This window comes from Vibrio sp. 10N.286.52.C3, assembly GCF_041468865.1.
GTDB classification, from domain to species: Bacteria; Pseudomonadota; Gammaproteobacteria; order Enterobacterales; family Vibrionaceae; genus Vibrio; species Vibrio crassostreae_C.
Genome location: NZ_JBFRJM010000019.1, coordinates 85885 through 101702, shown reverse-complemented (window position 1 = coordinate 101702; position 15818 = coordinate 85885). Strand labels below are relative to the sequence as shown.

Genomic DNA, 15818 nt, shown 5'->3' with positions numbered 1-15818 from the left:
GCTTATCCAACCAAAGATGGCGCTTACTGTCAATTTTACGCTTTACACCCTGTAAAACGCAGATTACATAGGTTTACCTTAATTTTGCCCCTCAAGCTACCGAAAGCTAAGGTTTTTCTCTACTATGCACGCCTTTATTGGTTAGGTAATTATAAAAACGATGGAAAAACACTCACGTAAAGAAGATTGGGTAGCGATTCTCACTGGCACGTTTTTAGTGGCGTTAGGCGTCTTCTTTTTACAGTCAGCGAACCTGCTTACCGGGGGCACTACTGGCTTGGCTCTGCTTTTGAGTCAATTCTTGCCTGTAACCTTTGGTATTTTGTACTTTGTTGCCAATTGTCCATTCTATTTATTAGCATGGAAACGATTCGGCCGTAGCTTTGCTATTAGCAGTGCGATTTCTGGTGCTTTAGTATCTGTGTTTGCCGATCATTTATACTTAGTTATCTCGCTAGAAGTTCATAACGAGATCTATTGTGCTGTTGCCGGCGGCTTATTAATGGGCTTAGGTATGCTAATCCTATTCCGTCACCGCTCAAGTCTGGGTGGCTTCAACGTACTGTGCTTGTTTATCCAAGACCGCTACGGTATCTCGGTAGGTAAAACACAAATGGGTATTGATGCATGTATTCTGTTTGCATCGTTCTTCTTCGTGTCACCTTGGGTGATTGCCGTTTCTGTATTAGGCACCGCAGTATTGAACATCGTATTGGCAATGAACCACAAACCAACTCGCTACTCGGTGAATTACGCGTCTTAGAGTTCATTACCTGCTCTGTCGTTGCTGGCACTCGATGCTCAAACTTCTCGCAAGTAGACTCGAGGCACGATATTCCAGCCATCACTAAAACAAAAAAGGCTTTGGGGAGCACTCCAAAGCCTTTGTAGAAGCCCAATCCTTTAAGGGGAATAAGAATCAAGCTTCTTAAAATGAAACAAGGTTAACCTTCAATCAAGAGAATACGAGTCTCGTAAGGACGTAAGACTTGATGATGTAATGCAACTGAAGTGTTCGCTTGTTGATAGTTAGACAACAGACTCTTCGCCTTAGTCATATCAAAACGTTCCGGTAAAACGCACTCCGCCTCTTCACCATAATAGTTGTTAATACACAGCAAGGTTTGCCCTTCGTTCTCACGTGCATATGCAAAAATGGATGAGTGATCAGGCAATAGATCTTGATAGCTGCCATCTGTAATCACTGGCACTTGTTTACGTAACTCAATCAAACTCTTATAGAAATAGAAAACAGAGTCTTTGTCTTCCAGTGCTTGCTCAGCGTTAATCCCAGGGTAATTATTCGCTACATCAAGCCATGGCTGAGCTTGTGAGAACCCTGCGTAAGGCTCACTGTTCCATTGCATTGGTGTACGAGAGTTATCACGAGACTTCTGCGCCAAAATCGCCATCATATCTTCATGAGCCACACCATCACGGTTAACCATGATGTCGTACATATTGGTACTCTCAACATCACGATACTGGCTGATCTCGGTGTAACCTGGGTTGGTCATACCAATCTCTTCACCTTGATAGATATAAGGCGTGCCTTGCATCATGTGCACAGAAGCAGCCAACATCTTGGCCGACTCAACACGATATTGCTGATCATCACCTAAGCGGCTCACGACTCGCGGTTGGTCGTGGTTACACCAAAACAATGCACCCCAGCCCTTGCCGTTCAAACCCGTTTGCCAATGGTTAAAGATCGATTTGAGCTGTAAGAAATCAAACGGCGCATTGGTCCACTTCTCACCATTGGTGTAATCGACCTTAAGGTGGTGGAAGTTAAACACCATCGATAGCTCACTGTTATCAACGTTTGAGTATTGCTGGCAGTGTTCCAACGTGGTTGAAGACATCTCGCCTACGGTCACGCTGCCGTACTTCTGAAATACGGCTTCGCTGATCTCTTTCAGGTATTCGTGTACACGTGGACCATCGGTATAGAAACGACGGCCATCACCGATATCATCATTGGGGAAGTCTTGCTGTTTCGAAATCAGGTTGATCACATCCAAGCGGAAACCATCAACGCCCTTTTCTGCCCAAAAGCTGATAACGTCTTTCACTTCTTCACGTACAACCGGGTTCTCCCAGTTGAGGTCAGCCTGTTCTTTGGCGAATAAGTGTAGGAAGTATTGCCCAGTCGCCTCATCTAGTTCCCACGCATTACCACCGAACTTAGACTGCCAGTTAGTTGGTGCTTGACCATCTACGGGATCTTTCCAAATATAGTAATCGCGGTAAGAGCTGTTTTTGTCGCCCAAAGCAGATTGAAACCATGCATGCTCTGTCGAGGTGTGGTTTACCACGATATCCATCACGATACGGATACCACGTTGGTGCGCTTCAGACAGCAATAAGTCGAAGTCTTCCATGGTGCCGAATTGAGGATTAATCGCGTAGTAGTCTGAGATATCGTAACCATTATCGATCATAGGAGATGCGTAAACCGGGGTTAGCCAAATCGCATCGACACTCAAATGTTTGAGGTAATCCAGTTTCGAAATGATCCCTTTGATGTCGCCAGTACCTTTACTGCCACTGTCGCAGAAGCTCTTTGGGTAGATTTGATAGATGGTTGCGGTTTTCCACCAGCTTTCATCATGTTCAGTCATCGCCATCTCTAACACTCACTTACCAGAAAATATAAAATAAAAATCACCATGTGAATCATGGTCGAATAGCCGTTATAACTAAAAGAAAAAGCTATAACTAAGAGAAAAAGCGATAACTCATTTTGGAGTCATCGCTTATTCAATGCATTACGCGTTGGCGGTTTCTAGCTCGCCTTTCATCTGTGCTCGTTTATAGAAAAACAATGTCAGCATTATCGGCAGTACAACCGCCACCAGCATCGCGACTAAGTAAATCGACCAATATTGAGGTTGAATCGATAGGATGCCCGGCAAGCCGCCGACACCGATACCATTCGCCATCACACCTGCGCTGCCACAAATCGCGGCTGCAACAGCACTACCAATCATTGCGCTCAGCATTGGGAATTTGTATTTAAGGTTAATACCGTACATCGCAGGCTCTGTTACACCTAAGTAGGCTGAGATTGCCGCAGGAACCGAGATATCTCGTTCACCTTCACGCTTACTCAAGATAATGATGCCGACTACTGCCGATGCTTGTGCAATGTTTGATAGTGCAATCAAAGGCCAAATTGGTGTCCCGCCTAAGTCTTGCATCAGTTGTAGGTCGACGGCATTGGTTGTGTGGTGAATACCTGTAATAACCAAAGGTGCGTATAGGAAGCCAAAGACTACTGAACCAAGAATCGCAAAGTCACCCGTCATTGCCGCTTTAGCCGCGCATGCCACGCCATCGCCTAACATACGGCCAAATGGGCCAATGAAAGCGTGCGCTAGAATCACAGACAAAATAATCGATACGAACGGCACGACAACAAGGTACAGGTAAGAAGGAACAATACGCTTAAGGTTGGTCTCGATGAAGGCCAGAGCCACACCCGCTAACATCGCAGGGATCACCTGAGCCTGATAACCAACTTTCTCTATCACGAACAAGCCAAAGTCCCACACTTCAGGTACCGATTTACCTATCATGTAAGCGTTCATCAATTGCGGGGAAACCAAGGTCACACCGAGCGTGATGCCTAAAATAGGGGTTCCGCCGAGCTTCTTAACCGTTGCCCAACACACACCAACCGGAAGGAAGAAGAAAATAGCTTCGCCGATCAACCATAAGAAAGAGTGAACCGTTGCCCAGAATTGACTGATTTCAACTAGGGTTTTGCCGTCGAACATGCGAATGTCGCCAATCACATTACGGAAACCAAGAATCAAACCGCCAGTAATGATGGCAGGCAGCAGTGGTACAAAAATTTCGGCTAAATGGGATATACCACGCTCAAGGAAGTTCATATTTTGACGAGCAGCCAGCTTCGCCTCATCTTTTGATGATGCATCTTTACCAGTTTGCTCAATCAAAAGTGCGTACACCTCATCAACCTCGGTGCCAATCACGACTTGGAATTGACCTGCGTTAGTAAAGCAGCCTTTTACCAGTTTAAGCTTCTCTAATTCTGCTTTGTTCGCTTGTTCCGTATCGTTCAATACAAAACGCAGTCGAGTTAGACAATGGCTGACACTCGCAATATTCTCTTTGCCACCGACTAACTCGATAAGACGCGCAACGTCTTGCTTCGCTATCTTACTCATACTACCCCACCCTGGTTTCATTCAATTACTCATCTAAACCATGCAGCTATAACCACTTCGATTTAGATTAATGGGAACATTCCCAATTACGGTTATTATAATGCCCACATGAATGATAAATTAAAATGGGAACAGTCCCATTAATTGAAAGAGATCACACTCTAATTTTAATCTAAGCGGTTCAATTTCGCTTAATTGAGTGGATTATAGAATCGGAGATTGAGTGTGATGAGAGATATCTGAATTGCCTAATAGCTGAGAGATCAATAGATTAGCAGCCAACTTACCTGCAGATTGGTAACCAGGATCAATGCTAAATACTCGTGGAAATAAGAAAGAGAGAAGATCATTACCACCAACGCCGGTGACGACCACATCTTCACGTTGTCGCTCTTGCAGACGTTTGATAACACCAAGGGCAAGGGTATCACTGGCACAAACGATCGCTTGAGTCGCGGGAGTTAGAACCTCATCCACCAGCTGATAAGCACTTTCGTGATGAAGTTGGCCAGTGCGATAGTTCGCAATCACTCCGGTGCTTTCACACCAATCGAGATAAGCCTTAAGACGCAGCTCACCGGTTGATTTATCGCTAGGATCAACACCAATAAAGCCGACATCTGAGATCCCTTGCTCCGATAGATGCGCTAACGCACTATTAATCACCTGTTGGTTATCGTAGTTAATCGACGTTACATTCTCGGTATCCAGAGCAATCACCACCGCTTTGTGTTCCCAAGCTTCGATTGCCGGAATATCGCAGTCAGTAAAACCAAATACAATAATGCCATCAACGTTACGACGCTTTAGAACTTGCAGGTGCTCATTGGCTTTATCTCTATCAAGTTGGCTTTCCATGATCACGACATCGTAATCCGCTCGATACAACTCGGCCAGCATCGTGCTAACGGCTTTGTTTTCAGAGGGAGAGTCCAAACGAGAGATAATCACGCCGATGACTTTTTGGCTGCCACCGCGCATCGATTGCGCAGATTTTGAAGGCGTGTACCCAGATTCTTGAATTACTCTTTCCACCCTTTCACGGGTTTCAGGTTTCACTTTTGGATCATTGGTCAGAACGCGTGATACGGTTGACTTACCAACACCGGACAGCTTTGCAATATCAAGAATAGTGAGTTTTTTGCTCATAAAAAGTCTAACGTTAAAGGGAAGAGAAGAAAAAGTGAGGGTAGATTCCCTCACTTAACTGTTTGTAAATACTAGCAGTTCTTACTATGACTTACTTTTGGCAATTTCGATAGACTACGCGACCAAGTTCTAGACGCGCATTGTCACCTTTCGTGCGCAAAGTGATGCTGTTAATCATCTCTGAAGTGCCATCATCTAAGATGTATTTGGTTCCTGAGCCCGCTGGAACTTGAGTCAGGCGGTATTCATTATCAGGCAAGCGTAGTACCGCTTTTTCATTATCAAGGTAAGACACATCAAACGAGACGTCAGACTCACATTGATAAGTCGCGAATTGATCATTCGATGTTGCGCTATCAGTCTCAGGGGCTGCTGATTTAGAGCACCCAACCAATGCTACTGTACATAGAGATGCTACCAACATAGCTTTCATACTTCGTTCCTCATCTTTATATAGTCAACGACACTTAGCCTATTCACAGGTTCGAACAAACCTAATGTAAGTGCCTAATGATAGGTCCATACCTTAGTGATAAATAAAACGTTTAGCCTTTTAAGAAAGCGGGTACGTCTTTAATGCTATCAAGTACCACGCTAGCCAACGCTTCACCTTTTTCAGTGATGGGTTTACCCGTTCTTACCAAGACTTTAGTACCAACACCTGCTGCTTCTGCAGCCATCATGTCTTCCGCTTTATCGCCGATCATGACCGAGTTAGCCATATCAATCTTCAGAAAGTCACGAGCAGAAATGAACATGCCTGGCTTTGGCTTACGACATTCACAATCTTGCTTGTAGTCACCAATACCGTGCTCAGCGTGGTGAGGACAGTAATAAATGCCATCGAGCTCGACACCATTATCAACAAAGTTCCAATCCATCCACTGCGTTAAAGAAAGAAAACGGTCTTCACTAAACATGCCGCGAGCAATACCAGATTGGTTGGTCACTAGCACCAATAAATAACCCATATCTTTAAACGCTTTCGCCGCTTCAAACACACCATCGATGTATTCAAAGTCATGCTCATCATGTACGTAGCCGTGATCAACGTTAATCACTCCATCACGATCTAAAAAAACAGCAGGTTTAGACAAAATTTTGTTCTCTATCAACTCTCTATTAATCATTAATTATTACACGCTTTATTTGCTTCATCACTATCTATTTAGTTTTGCGTTCGTTAACGATTTGTTTCTAGCTTAGCCATACAATCGACGTTTAGCCGTCTAGACGTAAAAATATCTATTGACTTAGATCATAGAACACCATAGCATCGTCTGTAAATCGAGCGAGCTATCGACATATTATTCTGTTCTACCTGCACGGGTTTCTCTATGATTAAAGTGAATCAAGTCAATAAGGTTTTTTATCAAGGCACTAAAGAAATCAATGCCTTAATTGATATCAACCTCCACATTCCTCAAGGTCAAATCTTTGGAGTCATCGGCTCTTCAGGTGCAGGCAAAAGTACCCTAATCCGCTGTGTAAATATGTTGGAAGCCCCGACTTCGGGTGAAGTGATTGTTGATGGTATCGACCTAACAAAACTCAGCAAATCAGAGCTTAGCGAAGCGCGCCGTAACATCGGCATGATATTCCAGCACTTCAACCTGCTGTCTTCTCGTACTGTATTTAACAATGTAGCACTGCCTCTAGAACTTGCTGGTAAAGATAAAGCGATTATTGAAGCGAAAGTCAGCGAGTTACTTGAACTGGTTGGCCTTGCTGATAAGCGTGACACCTACCCGGCAAACCTAAGTGGTGGTCAAAAGCAGCGTGTGGCGATTGCTCGCGCACTGGCCTCTGACCCGAAAGTACTGCTATGTGATGAAGCCACCAGCGCATTGGATCCAGCAACAACTCAATCTATCCTTGAGCTGCTGCGTGAAATCAACCGCAAGCTGAACATCACTATCCTGCTTATTACACACGAGATGGATGTGGTTAAAAGCATTTGCCACGAGGTTGCGATCATTGGCGGCGGTGAATTGGTAGAGAAAGGTACAGTCGGTGACATCTTTGCTCATCCGAAGACAGAGCTAGCGCATCAGTTTATTCGCTCAACGTTGGATCTGACGATCCCTGAAGATTACCAAGCACGTTTGCAAGAGACTCGCGTAAACAGCAGCTACCCGCTGGTGCGTCTTGAGTTTACTGGTGCAACGGTTGATGCTCCGCTAATGACGCAAATCGCACGTAAATTCAATATCGATGTCAGCATCTTAAGTTCTGACCTTGATTACGCCGGTGGCGTGAAGTTCGGCATGATGGTCGCTGAACTGTTCGGTAATGAAGCAGATGATAATGCTGCTATCCAATTCCTACGCGACAACAATGTAAAAGTAGAGGTGCTTGGTTATGTCCTTTAGTTTCAACGAGATTGCTGACTGGATCAGCCTTAACGGTAACCTTCTATTAGGCGCAACAGGCGAAACGCTTTACATGGTTGCTGTTGCAGGCATTGTTGGCTTCGCGGTCGGTATTCCACTAGGCGTGATTCTGCATACGACTAAAAAAGGTGGCCTGTTAGAGAACACCAAAGTAAACAAGATTCTAGGTGCGATTGTGAACGTGGGTCGTTCAGTACCTTTCTTAGTTTTGATGGTTGCGATTATTCCACTGACTAAGATGCTGATTGGTACCTTCATCGGTACAACAGCAGCGATTGTTCCACTGACGATTGGCGCTATCCCATTCGTGGCTCGACTTATCGAAAGTGCACTACTTGAAGTACCAACAGGTCTAGTGGAAGCGGCCCAATCAATGGGCGCAACACCAACACAAATCATCAATAAGGTTCTGCTTCCAGAAGCACTACCGACTATCATCAACTCAGTAACGATTACGCTAGTGACTCTGGTGAGCTACTCAGCAATGGCCGGTACTGTAGGCGGTGGTGGCCTAGGTGATGTCGCGATTCGTTACGGATTCCACCGCTACGATGTGACCATCATGGCTGTGACAGTAGTGATGTTGATTGTGCTGGTACAAATTATTCAATCAATCGGTGATTCATTAGTTCGCCGCGTTGACCACAGATAAAGACTCACACATAAAGATTAGAGTCGTCTGAACCTAATTAAATAGATTTATTAAAAGGAGATTATTATGAAATTTAACCTTAAAGGTTTACTAACTATCGCAGCAGCAGCTTCAGCGCTAGTTCTAGCAGGTTGTGGTGATAAAGAAGTGGATACTTCTAAAGTAAAAGTTGGCGTAATGGCAGGTGCAGAAGCGCAAGTTGCTGAAGTGGCAGCTAAAGTAGCGAAAGAGAAATACGGCCTAGACGTTGAACTGGTTACTTTCACGGATTACGTAACACCAAACGCAGCTCTAGATGATGGTTCTATCGACATCAACGCATTCCAACACGCACCGTACCTAGATCAGCAAGTGGCTGACCGTGGCTACAAGCTAACTATCGCTGGTAACACGTTTGTTTACCCAATTGCGGGTTACTCTAAAGAAGTGAAATCGGTAGACGAAATCCAAGACGGTGCTCGTATTGCTGTACCAAACGACCCTACAAACCTAGGTCGCTCTCTACTTCTTCTTGAGCAACAAGGTCTTCTTGAACTTCGTGAAGGCGCAGGTCTTCTAGCTACAGTTCGCGACATCGTGGGTAACCCTAAGAACCTAACGATTGTTGAACTAGACGCAGCTCAACTGCCACGTTCTCTTGATGATGTTGCTCTATCTATCATCAACACAACTTACGCGAGCTCTATCAACCTGACTCCACAAAAAGATGGCGTATTCGTTGAAGACAAAGATTCTCCTTACGTAAACCTAATCGTTTCTCGTGAAGACAACCTAAACGCTGAAAACGTACAAAACTTCGTTAAAGCTTACCAAACTGAAGAAGTGTACAACGCAGCTTCTGACATCTTCCAAGGTGGCGTCGTTAAAGGTTGGTAATCAACTAAACGACAGCACTGTATAGATACCCGAAGGGGCTGACATAACGTCAGCCCCTTTTTTAATGATAAAGATTTGCTAGAAAGTAAAGCATCTCAGATTTAAGCGAAACAAAGTCGATTACTTCAGGTGATCCCAAGAGATGTTTGACACCAATCGGCAGTCATCACACTTGAAATAGAAAATATCGTGGATAGGCGCATCTAGCAGCCATTCACCACCACATTGCGGGCATTTGCGCTCTTTTTCATCTTTCAGGCTGATCCCACCGACACGGTATAAGTAGTAGTAGGTTGGAACCTTAGTCAGATACTCAATGCGCCCTCTTAGACCCCAACCGCGTTTAAACAGCACACTCTTCGTGTCACTGATCTCGGTTAGCGTTGCATGTTCCGCGCGACAACCACCACCCATTTGTACTTCATCACAGGCTTGCCATTCGGTCTGCCATTTCAACACGGCTTTATGGTCGCCATTGAAGGTAGGTGGATTGCGATACAAAGGGATTGGTAGCAAGCTATCGCCACTACGCAGCGGTGAACAGGTGTGCACGAATGTCGTGTATAACACCTGCCAGCTTGGTGTTTCATCTTCTGCCACTTCTTCTGAGTTCAGATCTCGACCTAGCAAACGCATTTTAGGCGCTAGTAGGCTCGCGTTAGACAAGCGATCAAAACACACTTTCACAAAGTCTGAGTGATTACGCGGGTGCAAGCTATCTTGCTCCGGGCACACAACGCGAACATAGAATTCACCATCGCCCATCACGATTGGGAACTCACGACCTAACACTTGTCCGTTATAACGAAGTGCATCCATTAAGCCATTAACCGCCTTGTCGACAGCGCTTACCGTTGTGTTATCAAAACACTCAAATTGAAGTTCTAGTACGTACATCTATTTATACCGCTGGTTGTAGCTTTTCTAAAAATTCTGCCAATGTCTCGGCGAGCACATCACGATTTTTGGTACCTAAGCGCTCCAAAATCACGTTACCCGTTAGGTTACAGATAGAGATAACATCCAGCTCAGCATCGGTCGCGGCAATGAAAACCGTTGGTTTTAGCTTCAAGCGACGCTGAGTTACTAGGTGACCCAAAATGTTTTCTTGTAGGCATTCGAAGTCTTCATCACTCCAAATCTGTAACAGAGTCAATTCGTTACCATCGAAAGTTGCGTTCATATCTGCGCTGAATTGTGCGCCGTAGAAAGTTTTGATGTCTTCATGCAGAGTCAACTCAATACCGGTTTCAACGTTGGTGAAATCCGCGAATTGCTCACGTGGATAGTGCTTCCACAACACGGCATCGCCACTCTTTTCTTCTACGCATGGCGATACGATGTCCACCAACTCCTCATTACGAGGTAAGCTTTGGTGTTTCTGCTGCCACGCGTCAACGTATCGCTGACTAAAAGAAAGTAGTGCGTCTTGAGCACGTTGAGTCATGAAAATCTCCTAAACACAAAATAATAAATAGAATCCGAGCCCTTTCCGCGCCGATTAAGCGATGACTTAATGACAGGGTAAGGGGGATTCAGTAAAATCGACCCCATTCTAATCGAATTTGAAACGAAAGTATGAGCAAATATTCTGACGCAAAAGAGCTAGCGGGTTTAACCCTTGGCCAAAAAACTGAGTACTCTAACCAATACGATGCAAGTTTATTGCAACCAGTGCCTCGTAGCCTTAATCGCGATGATCTTGCGCTAAACGGCGAGCTGCCTTTTGTTGGTCATGATATTTGGACGATGTACGAGCTTTCGTGGCTAAACACCAATGGTCTACCACAAGTGGCTGTCGGTGAAGTTTTCATCCCAGCAACCAGCCCAAATTTAATTGAATCAAAATCTTTCAAGCTGTACCTGAACAGCTACAACCAGACTCAATTTGAAAACTGGGATCAAGTAACCGAGCGCCTGACCCAAGATTTGTCGGCATGTGCAGGCGAAACGGTGATTGTGAATGTAAACTCAGTAACCGACTACACTAACCAACCTATCGTGACGATGGAAGGTGACTGTATCGACAACCAAGACATCCAAATCACTAGCTACGACTTTGAAGCGTCGCTGCTTGAAGGCGCTGCTGGCGAACAAGACGTTGAAGAAACACTGCACAGCCACCTATTGAAGTCGAACTGTTTGATCACCAATCAACCGGATTGGGGCAGCGTTGAGATCGCATATTCTGGTAAGCAAATTGACCGTGAAGCTCTGCTACGCTATTTAGTTTCTTTCCGTGAGCACAATGAATTCCACGAACAATGTGTTGAGCGTATCTTCACTGACATCATGAAATACTGTGCACCTTCGAAGCTAACTGTGTTCGCACGTTACACACGTCGTGGTGGTCTGGATATCAACCCATACCGTTCAACAGAGCAAGATAGACCAAGCCACAATAAGCGTATGGCTCGCCAATAATCAGGCGAGAACCACCCACACTTATTTGAACCTACCAAATCTTTAAAGGGACATTGAAATGCGTTGGTTATACGTTGTTAGTCTATTTATTTTAAGCTTAAGCACATCGGTCAATGCGTCGGTTTATTCGTCGGCGCTACTCAATGAAGCCAATAATTTGGTTGAGATCGAGCCGAGCCAAGCAAAACAAATGGCCAACAGCTACCTAACGCTGCGTGTCCTTTCTGATCAACGCGAGAAAAGCCCTTCAGCTATTTCTCGCGAAGAGACAGACTCCTCGATTCGAACACCAAACAGCAGTATCGATGCGTATAAGATCTTAGCCAAAGCGGAATACAACCTTGGCAATATGCGTATTGCGATTCAGCACATCGACAAAGCCTCCGAGCTAGCGCAAACCTATAAGCTTGATTACCTAAAAATAGATCTTCAGATCCTAAAAGTTCGCTTACTTTGGCTGAGTGATAGAAAATCAGCCAAAGCAAAATCAGAGCTCACTAACATTGAAACAAATCTAGAGTCGGTGAATAAAACCTTACGCTTAACGGAAGGCATTACCTATCGCTTGATCATGTTGAAAGCCGACATCGCCTCTTACGACAACAAGATCGATGAAGCCGAAAAGTTCTATCAAGAAGCCAAAACCTATCTCGATCAACGTTACTCTGAAAAAGTCACCATCGACTACCATATCTCCGTCGGCGAGTTTTATCTGACTCACAAAGAGTACAACCACGCGTTATCCGAGTTGTTGTATGGCTACTGGAAATCAGTAGAGGGCAATCTAAGTTCACGTTTGGCCAAGGTCAACCGCCTACTTGCGCAGCTTTTCTTTGAGCGCCAAGTGTTGGATAAAGCGTTAGAACACCTATCTCAAGCCGCTGATTTCTATGACAACTTTGAAAACTCGCCTGTCTTAGCACAAGTGCTTAAGAAAATGGGGGATGTGTACTTCTATCAAGGGAAATATAACCTTGCCTTGGTACACTTCTTCAACGTTCTTGATCACGAAAGCACTGACCGAGATATCCACCAAGTCATTGATATCCGACTAAGTCTATCGGCGACCTACTTACGCCTTTATAACTACCCTCTAGCAGAACAGTACCTAACCCGTGCCCTTGAGCTGCTGGAATATACCGACATTCCAAAGCTGGAAGGCCGTGCTGCACTGTTATCTGCAGGGTTAGCGTATCACCTACAAGAAAGCGAAGACGTGATAAAGCATGCGACACGTGCACTTGAGATCTCACGCCAGATAGAGAACATGCGCCTTTCACAACGCTCGTACTACTTACTTTCTTTGGGTTATGAACAGGCAGGTCGTCCACAGCAAGCATTGGCAAACCTCAAGCAATACAACAGCCTTGTCTCTCTAGAGCAGCAAAAACTCAACCGTGTTGGCGAAGACGCGTTCCGTCAACAGAAAGAATTTGCCGAACAAACCCTGCACTACGCAGGCCAAGCGCAAGAGCTAGAAAAGTACAAACTAGAGCATCGCAAGTTCCAGAAAATATCGTTCGCCCTATTCTTGTTCAGTATTATCTTGTTCTTCTTTGTGCTTCGCCGTGGCTACCTCATTCAAACCTTAGCCAAAGAAGTCGACTCACTACGAACAGACCTGTTTACGCACTCACGATCTAAGCTTCCGAACTTAAGAATGCTCAATGCGAAGCTCTCTAACTCGCTGGAACAAACCAGCCAGACCTTCGAACAGTGGCAACTTGGCGAATTGATTCATGAGCCACTCAACGACCGCTTACGCTTCGTGATGATTGATTTACCGTTCTTACGCAATATGTACACGCAGAACGGTTACAAAGCCGGTCTAGAACTGGAAGACGCTTTCGGTGAATTCCTAAAATCTAAGCTTGAAGGCCCAGCTCGTGTCTACCACTTCTCGGATGCGAACCTGCTTTATATCGAGCCAAACGCGGACCGTGATTTGTCGCCTGAGGACATGTTCAGAAAGATTCAGTCTTGGGTGAATGACTTCGAAACAGAGCGAAACATCAACCGAACGGTCCGTATGGGCATCGCTGACTACCCATTCTTGCCACGCGCTTACACCGCAATTAACGATCAAGAGCTGCTCGACGTATTGTTGATGTCGACCAATCTCGCCCGTGAGATCAGTCTCAAAGAGCGCAGTAGCCAATGGGTCTATCTAAAAGCTATCGATAATGCACCAGCAGCGAGCCTTGCAACTGGTAACATAAGAGAAGCGTGTAAACATGCGATTAATCAAGGGTTAATAAAAATACAATCCTCGTACCAGAATGAGGACAACATCAAAAAAATGCTAAAAGATGACTGATTTGCGAGCGGTTAAGAGCAGCAAGTCGTGACCTTATTTTTAGTTTTGTTATTATCGATGTAACGGAATTTCATCAAAATGATCGAGATCGGTCTACGCGGCGCTAATAAATACATCTATGGGCATTCTTGAAAAAGACATTCAGGCGCAACTCCACCAGCTGAAATCTCAGTTGGAGCAGGTCCGTTTGACGCAAAGAGACACCTCGTTCAAGTTTATTAGAGAACAGAAAGTTCTAAAGCGTATCGTCACGTCTTTAAGTGATGCATGTGTTGGTAGTAACAGCCATTTAGATGAAAACCTCATTGCCCTTAGGGAAGAGCTAGAAAAGCAAAAAGACATTAGCTCAATGATCCCAAAACTGGCAGTATTAGAAAGGATGCTTAAGCAGAAAACGTTGGCTATGGATAAACAGAACGGGTATCTGGACGATAGCATTAAGCACAGTGGGGAAACGCTGCAGCGCATAACTGGCCTTCCAGCACAGCTCAAACGCGACCTACGAAACTTACTTAGCTTCTCCGAATGCAATGGCAGTCAGAAAGTCGACCACGCCATGAAACTTCTCGGTATTTATGAGCGTGCCATAAAGATTATGGCGAATAACTCACGCACCCATTTTGCTGACGCTGCGCATTCTCCGGAACAAGAGCTCCTTTCCGACCTATCAAACGAACTACAACATCTGATCACTGAACTCGACTTCGAGGGTGAATCGGGTGATCTGCTTACCGATATTCGAGCGAAGCTGCTGCTTGGTGTTTCCACACAAAACCTACTTGAGCTAACACTTCAGATCCTCAAACTGGTTATTGAAGGCACCAACCTAGAACGTAAGAAGTCTGAACAATTCATCGATCAGCTTAATTCTTCTTTAGCGTCCAGCATCAAAACGGCAGACCAAAATGCCGACCAGAGCCAGAGCTACTTTGAGCACCGACAAGGTCTAAACTCTGAGTTAAATGAACTAGTCACTAGAAGCCAAAGCTCGGTAGATAAAGCGAAAGATATTGATAGTTTAAAGCTGTCGATTAATCCGCTACTCAGTGAAATCGCCTCTCTTTCGGAAAGGCTGAACCACGCAGAGCAAAAAGAACAAGCTCTGATAGAGAGAATGAGTTACGGAAAGACTCAGTTAGATTCACTCTATGAAGTGACGCAAGATTACCGTAAGCGCTTGGAAGATCAGGCTCAGCGTATGCTGCTTGATCCTCTAACCAAGGTTTACAATCGCACTGCCTTTACTGATCGCTTAGAGCTTGAGTATCGCCGCTGGATCCGCGCACAACACTCACTGCGCGTAGTACTTCTGGACATCGACAACTTCAAAGCCATTAACGATAGCTTTGGTTATACCGCCGGCGATAAAGCGCTTAAGATCATCGCAAGAACCATCACCAAAGAAGCAGGCACGACCGATACTGTGGCGCGTTTTTCAGGTGAAGAATTTGTCTTACTATTGCCAGAGCAAACCGATGAATATTGTCACCAAGTGATTCAAAACATTCAAACTCAAGTAAGCCGCTTACCCTTTAAGTTCCGTGACCAACAAATCACGATTACTTTATGCGCGGCAAGTACTCAGTTTAAAGAGTCAGATACACCTGAAGAAGTGTTAGAGCGACTCAATACAACACTAAATAAAGCAAAACAACGCGGTAATAACCAACTTGTTTGGCACTAGGCCAGCCCTAGATTTAATTTATTTCATTTTTTCAAATACTTATCACATACCATTTCCCTCAATGTTTGCTAAGCTAATGATTAACATTCGCTTAACAAGCATTCTTGGCAAGCAACGCTGTCGTATC

14 protein-coding genes are annotated in these 15818 nt (G+C 44.9%); 7 read left to right on the top strand and 7 right to left on the bottom strand.

The features are described 5' to 3' along the window. Window positions 1-160 precede the first annotated feature (160 nt). Window positions 161-763: a YitT family protein gene (locus AB4138_RS08330; RefSeq protein ID WP_017060757.1), complete on the top strand. Its 603-nt coding sequence runs from the start codon at window positions 161-163 to the stop codon at window positions 761-763. Window positions 764-944: 181 nt separating this feature from the next. Here AB4138_RS08330 and treC read toward each other — a convergent pair whose 3' ends face one another. The 5 genes from treC to gmhB all read right to left on the bottom strand — a co-directional run bounded on the left by treC (window position 945) and on the right by gmhB (window position 6475). Further along, window positions 945-2630, bottom strand: coding sequence for an alpha,alpha-phosphotrehalase (treC, locus tag AB4138_RS08325; RefSeq protein WP_372305613.1), 1686 nt, complete (start codon window positions 2628-2630; stop codon window positions 945-947). A gap of 141 nt (window positions 2631-2771) precedes the next feature. Further along, entirely contained in the window at window positions 2772-4196 is a 1425-nt protein-coding gene (gene treB / locus AB4138_RS08320) for a PTS trehalose transporter subunit IIBC (protein WP_372305610.1), read from the bottom strand. Between the two features lie 204 nt (window positions 4197-4400). Beyond that, a complete protein-coding gene (gene treR, locus AB4138_RS08315; protein WP_372305608.1) occupies window positions 4401-5345 on the bottom strand; it encodes a trehalose operon repressor TreR in 945 nt (314 codons plus the stop codon). A gap of 91 nt (window positions 5346-5436) precedes the next feature. Then, window positions 5437-5778 carry an MliC family protein gene (locus AB4138_RS08310; protein WP_017060761.1) on the bottom strand — a complete coding sequence of 114 codons (342 nt, stop codon included), beginning with the start codon at window positions 5776-5778 and terminating at the stop codon, window positions 5437-5439. 112 nt (window positions 5779-5890) lie between these two features. Then, on the bottom strand, window positions 5891-6475 hold the full coding sequence (gmhB, locus tag AB4138_RS08305; RefSeq protein WP_017060762.1) for a D-glycero-beta-D-manno-heptose 1,7-bisphosphate 7-phosphatase: 585 nt from the start codon (window positions 6473-6475) through the stop codon (window positions 5891-5893). A gap of 207 nt (window positions 6476-6682) precedes the next feature. Between gmhB and metN the strand changes: the two genes are divergently transcribed. The 3 genes from metN to AB4138_RS08290 all read left to right on the top strand — a co-directional run bounded on the left by metN (window position 6683) and on the right by AB4138_RS08290 (window position 9266). Further along, a complete protein-coding gene (gene metN / locus AB4138_RS08300) occupies window positions 6683-7717 on the top strand; it encodes a methionine ABC transporter ATP-binding protein MetN (RefSeq protein WP_017060763.1) in 1035 nt (344 codons plus the stop codon). Then, window positions 7707-8390 carry a methionine ABC transporter permease gene (locus AB4138_RS08295; protein ID WP_017060764.1) on the top strand — a complete coding sequence of 228 codons (684 nt, stop codon included), beginning with the start codon at window positions 7707-7709 and terminating at the stop codon, window positions 8388-8390. Before metN ends, AB4138_RS08295 begins: the two co-directional genes overlap by 11 nt. Window positions 8391-8456: 66 nt before the next feature. Continuing rightward, window positions 8457-9266 (top strand): MetQ/NlpA family lipoprotein, encoded by an 810-nt coding sequence (locus AB4138_RS08290; RefSeq protein ID WP_017060765.1) that lies wholly within the window; start codon window positions 8457-8459, stop codon window positions 9264-9266. A 120-nt stretch (window positions 9267-9386) separates the two neighbouring features. On the opposite strand, the gene AB4138_RS08285 is transcribed toward AB4138_RS08290, so the two are convergent. Together AB4138_RS08285 and syd are read right to left on the bottom strand one after the other, a co-directional pair. Next, on the bottom strand, window positions 9387-10163 hold the full coding sequence (locus tag AB4138_RS08285) for a Zn-ribbon-containing protein (protein WP_017060766.1): 777 nt from the start codon (window positions 10161-10163) through the stop codon (window positions 9387-9389). Between the two features lie 4 nt (window positions 10164-10167). Beyond that, entirely contained in the window at window positions 10168-10713 is a 546-nt protein-coding gene (gene syd, locus AB4138_RS08280) for a SecY-interacting protein (RefSeq protein ID WP_050633962.1), read from the bottom strand. Between the two features lie 131 nt (window positions 10714-10844). On the opposite strand from syd, the gene queF reads away from it, so the two are divergent. The 3 genes from queF to AB4138_RS08265 all read left to right on the top strand — a co-directional run bounded on the left by queF (window position 10845) and on the right by AB4138_RS08265 (window position 15691). Then, a complete protein-coding gene (gene queF, locus AB4138_RS08275) occupies window positions 10845-11690 on the top strand; it encodes an NADPH-dependent 7-cyano-7-deazaguanine reductase QueF (RefSeq protein WP_017060768.1) in 846 nt (281 codons plus the stop codon). A 58-nt stretch (window positions 11691-11748) separates the two neighbouring features. Next, window positions 11749-14007: a tetratricopeptide repeat protein gene (locus AB4138_RS08270; RefSeq protein ID WP_102393215.1), complete on the top strand. Its 2259-nt coding sequence runs from the start codon at window positions 11749-11751 to the stop codon at window positions 14005-14007. Window positions 14008-14125: 118 nt separating this feature from the next. Continuing rightward, on the top strand, window positions 14126-15691 hold the full coding sequence (locus tag AB4138_RS08265; protein ID WP_081229491.1) for a GGDEF domain-containing protein: 1566 nt from the start codon (window positions 14126-14128) through the stop codon (window positions 15689-15691). The last annotated feature ends 127 nt before the right edge of the window (window positions 15692-15818 follow it).

Coding starts and splice junctions, on each gene's coding strand:
- treR (WP_372305608.1), bottom strand. CDS start 5,345: ATGAGCAAAAAACTCACTATTCTTGATATTGCAAAGCTGTCCGGTGTT.
- syd (WP_050633962.1), bottom strand. CDS start 10,713: ATGACTCAACGTGCTCAAGACGCACTACTTTCTTTTAGTCAGCGATAC.
- AB4138_RS08270 (WP_102393215.1), top strand. CDS start 11,749: ATGCGTTGGTTATACGTTGTTAGTCTATTTATTTTAAGCTTAAGCACA.
- AB4138_RS08330 (WP_017060757.1), top strand. CDS start 161: ATGGAAAAACACTCACGTAAAGAAGATTGGGTAGCGATTCTCACTGGC.
- AB4138_RS08285 (WP_017060766.1), bottom strand. CDS start 10,163: ATGTACGTACTAGAACTTCAATTTGAGTGTTTTGATAACACAACGGTA.
- AB4138_RS08290 (WP_017060765.1), top strand. CDS start 8,457: ATGAAATTTAACCTTAAAGGTTTACTAACTATCGCAGCAGCAGCTTCA.
- AB4138_RS08310 (WP_017060761.1), bottom strand. CDS start 5,778: ATGAAAGCTATGTTGGTAGCATCTCTATGTACAGTAGCATTGGTTGGG.
- treC (WP_372305613.1), bottom strand. CDS start 2,630: ATGGCGATGACTGAACATGATGAAAGCTGGTGGAAAACCGCAACCATC.
- treB (WP_372305610.1), bottom strand. CDS start 4,196: ATGAGTAAGATAGCGAAGCAAGACGTTGCGCGTCTTATCGAGTTAGTC.
- queF (WP_017060768.1), top strand. CDS start 10,845: ATGAGCAAATATTCTGACGCAAAAGAGCTAGCGGGTTTAACCCTTGGC.
- gmhB (WP_017060762.1), bottom strand. CDS start 6,475: ATGATTAATAGAGAGTTGATAGAGAACAAAATTTTGTCTAAACCTGCT.
- AB4138_RS08295 (WP_017060764.1), top strand. CDS start 7,707: ATGTCCTTTAGTTTCAACGAGATTGCTGACTGGATCAGCCTTAACGGT.
- AB4138_RS08265 (WP_081229491.1), top strand. CDS start 14,126: ATGGGCATTCTTGAAAAAGACATTCAGGCGCAACTCCACCAGCTGAAA.
- metN (WP_017060763.1), top strand. CDS start 6,683: ATGATTAAAGTGAATCAAGTCAATAAGGTTTTTTATCAAGGCACTAAA.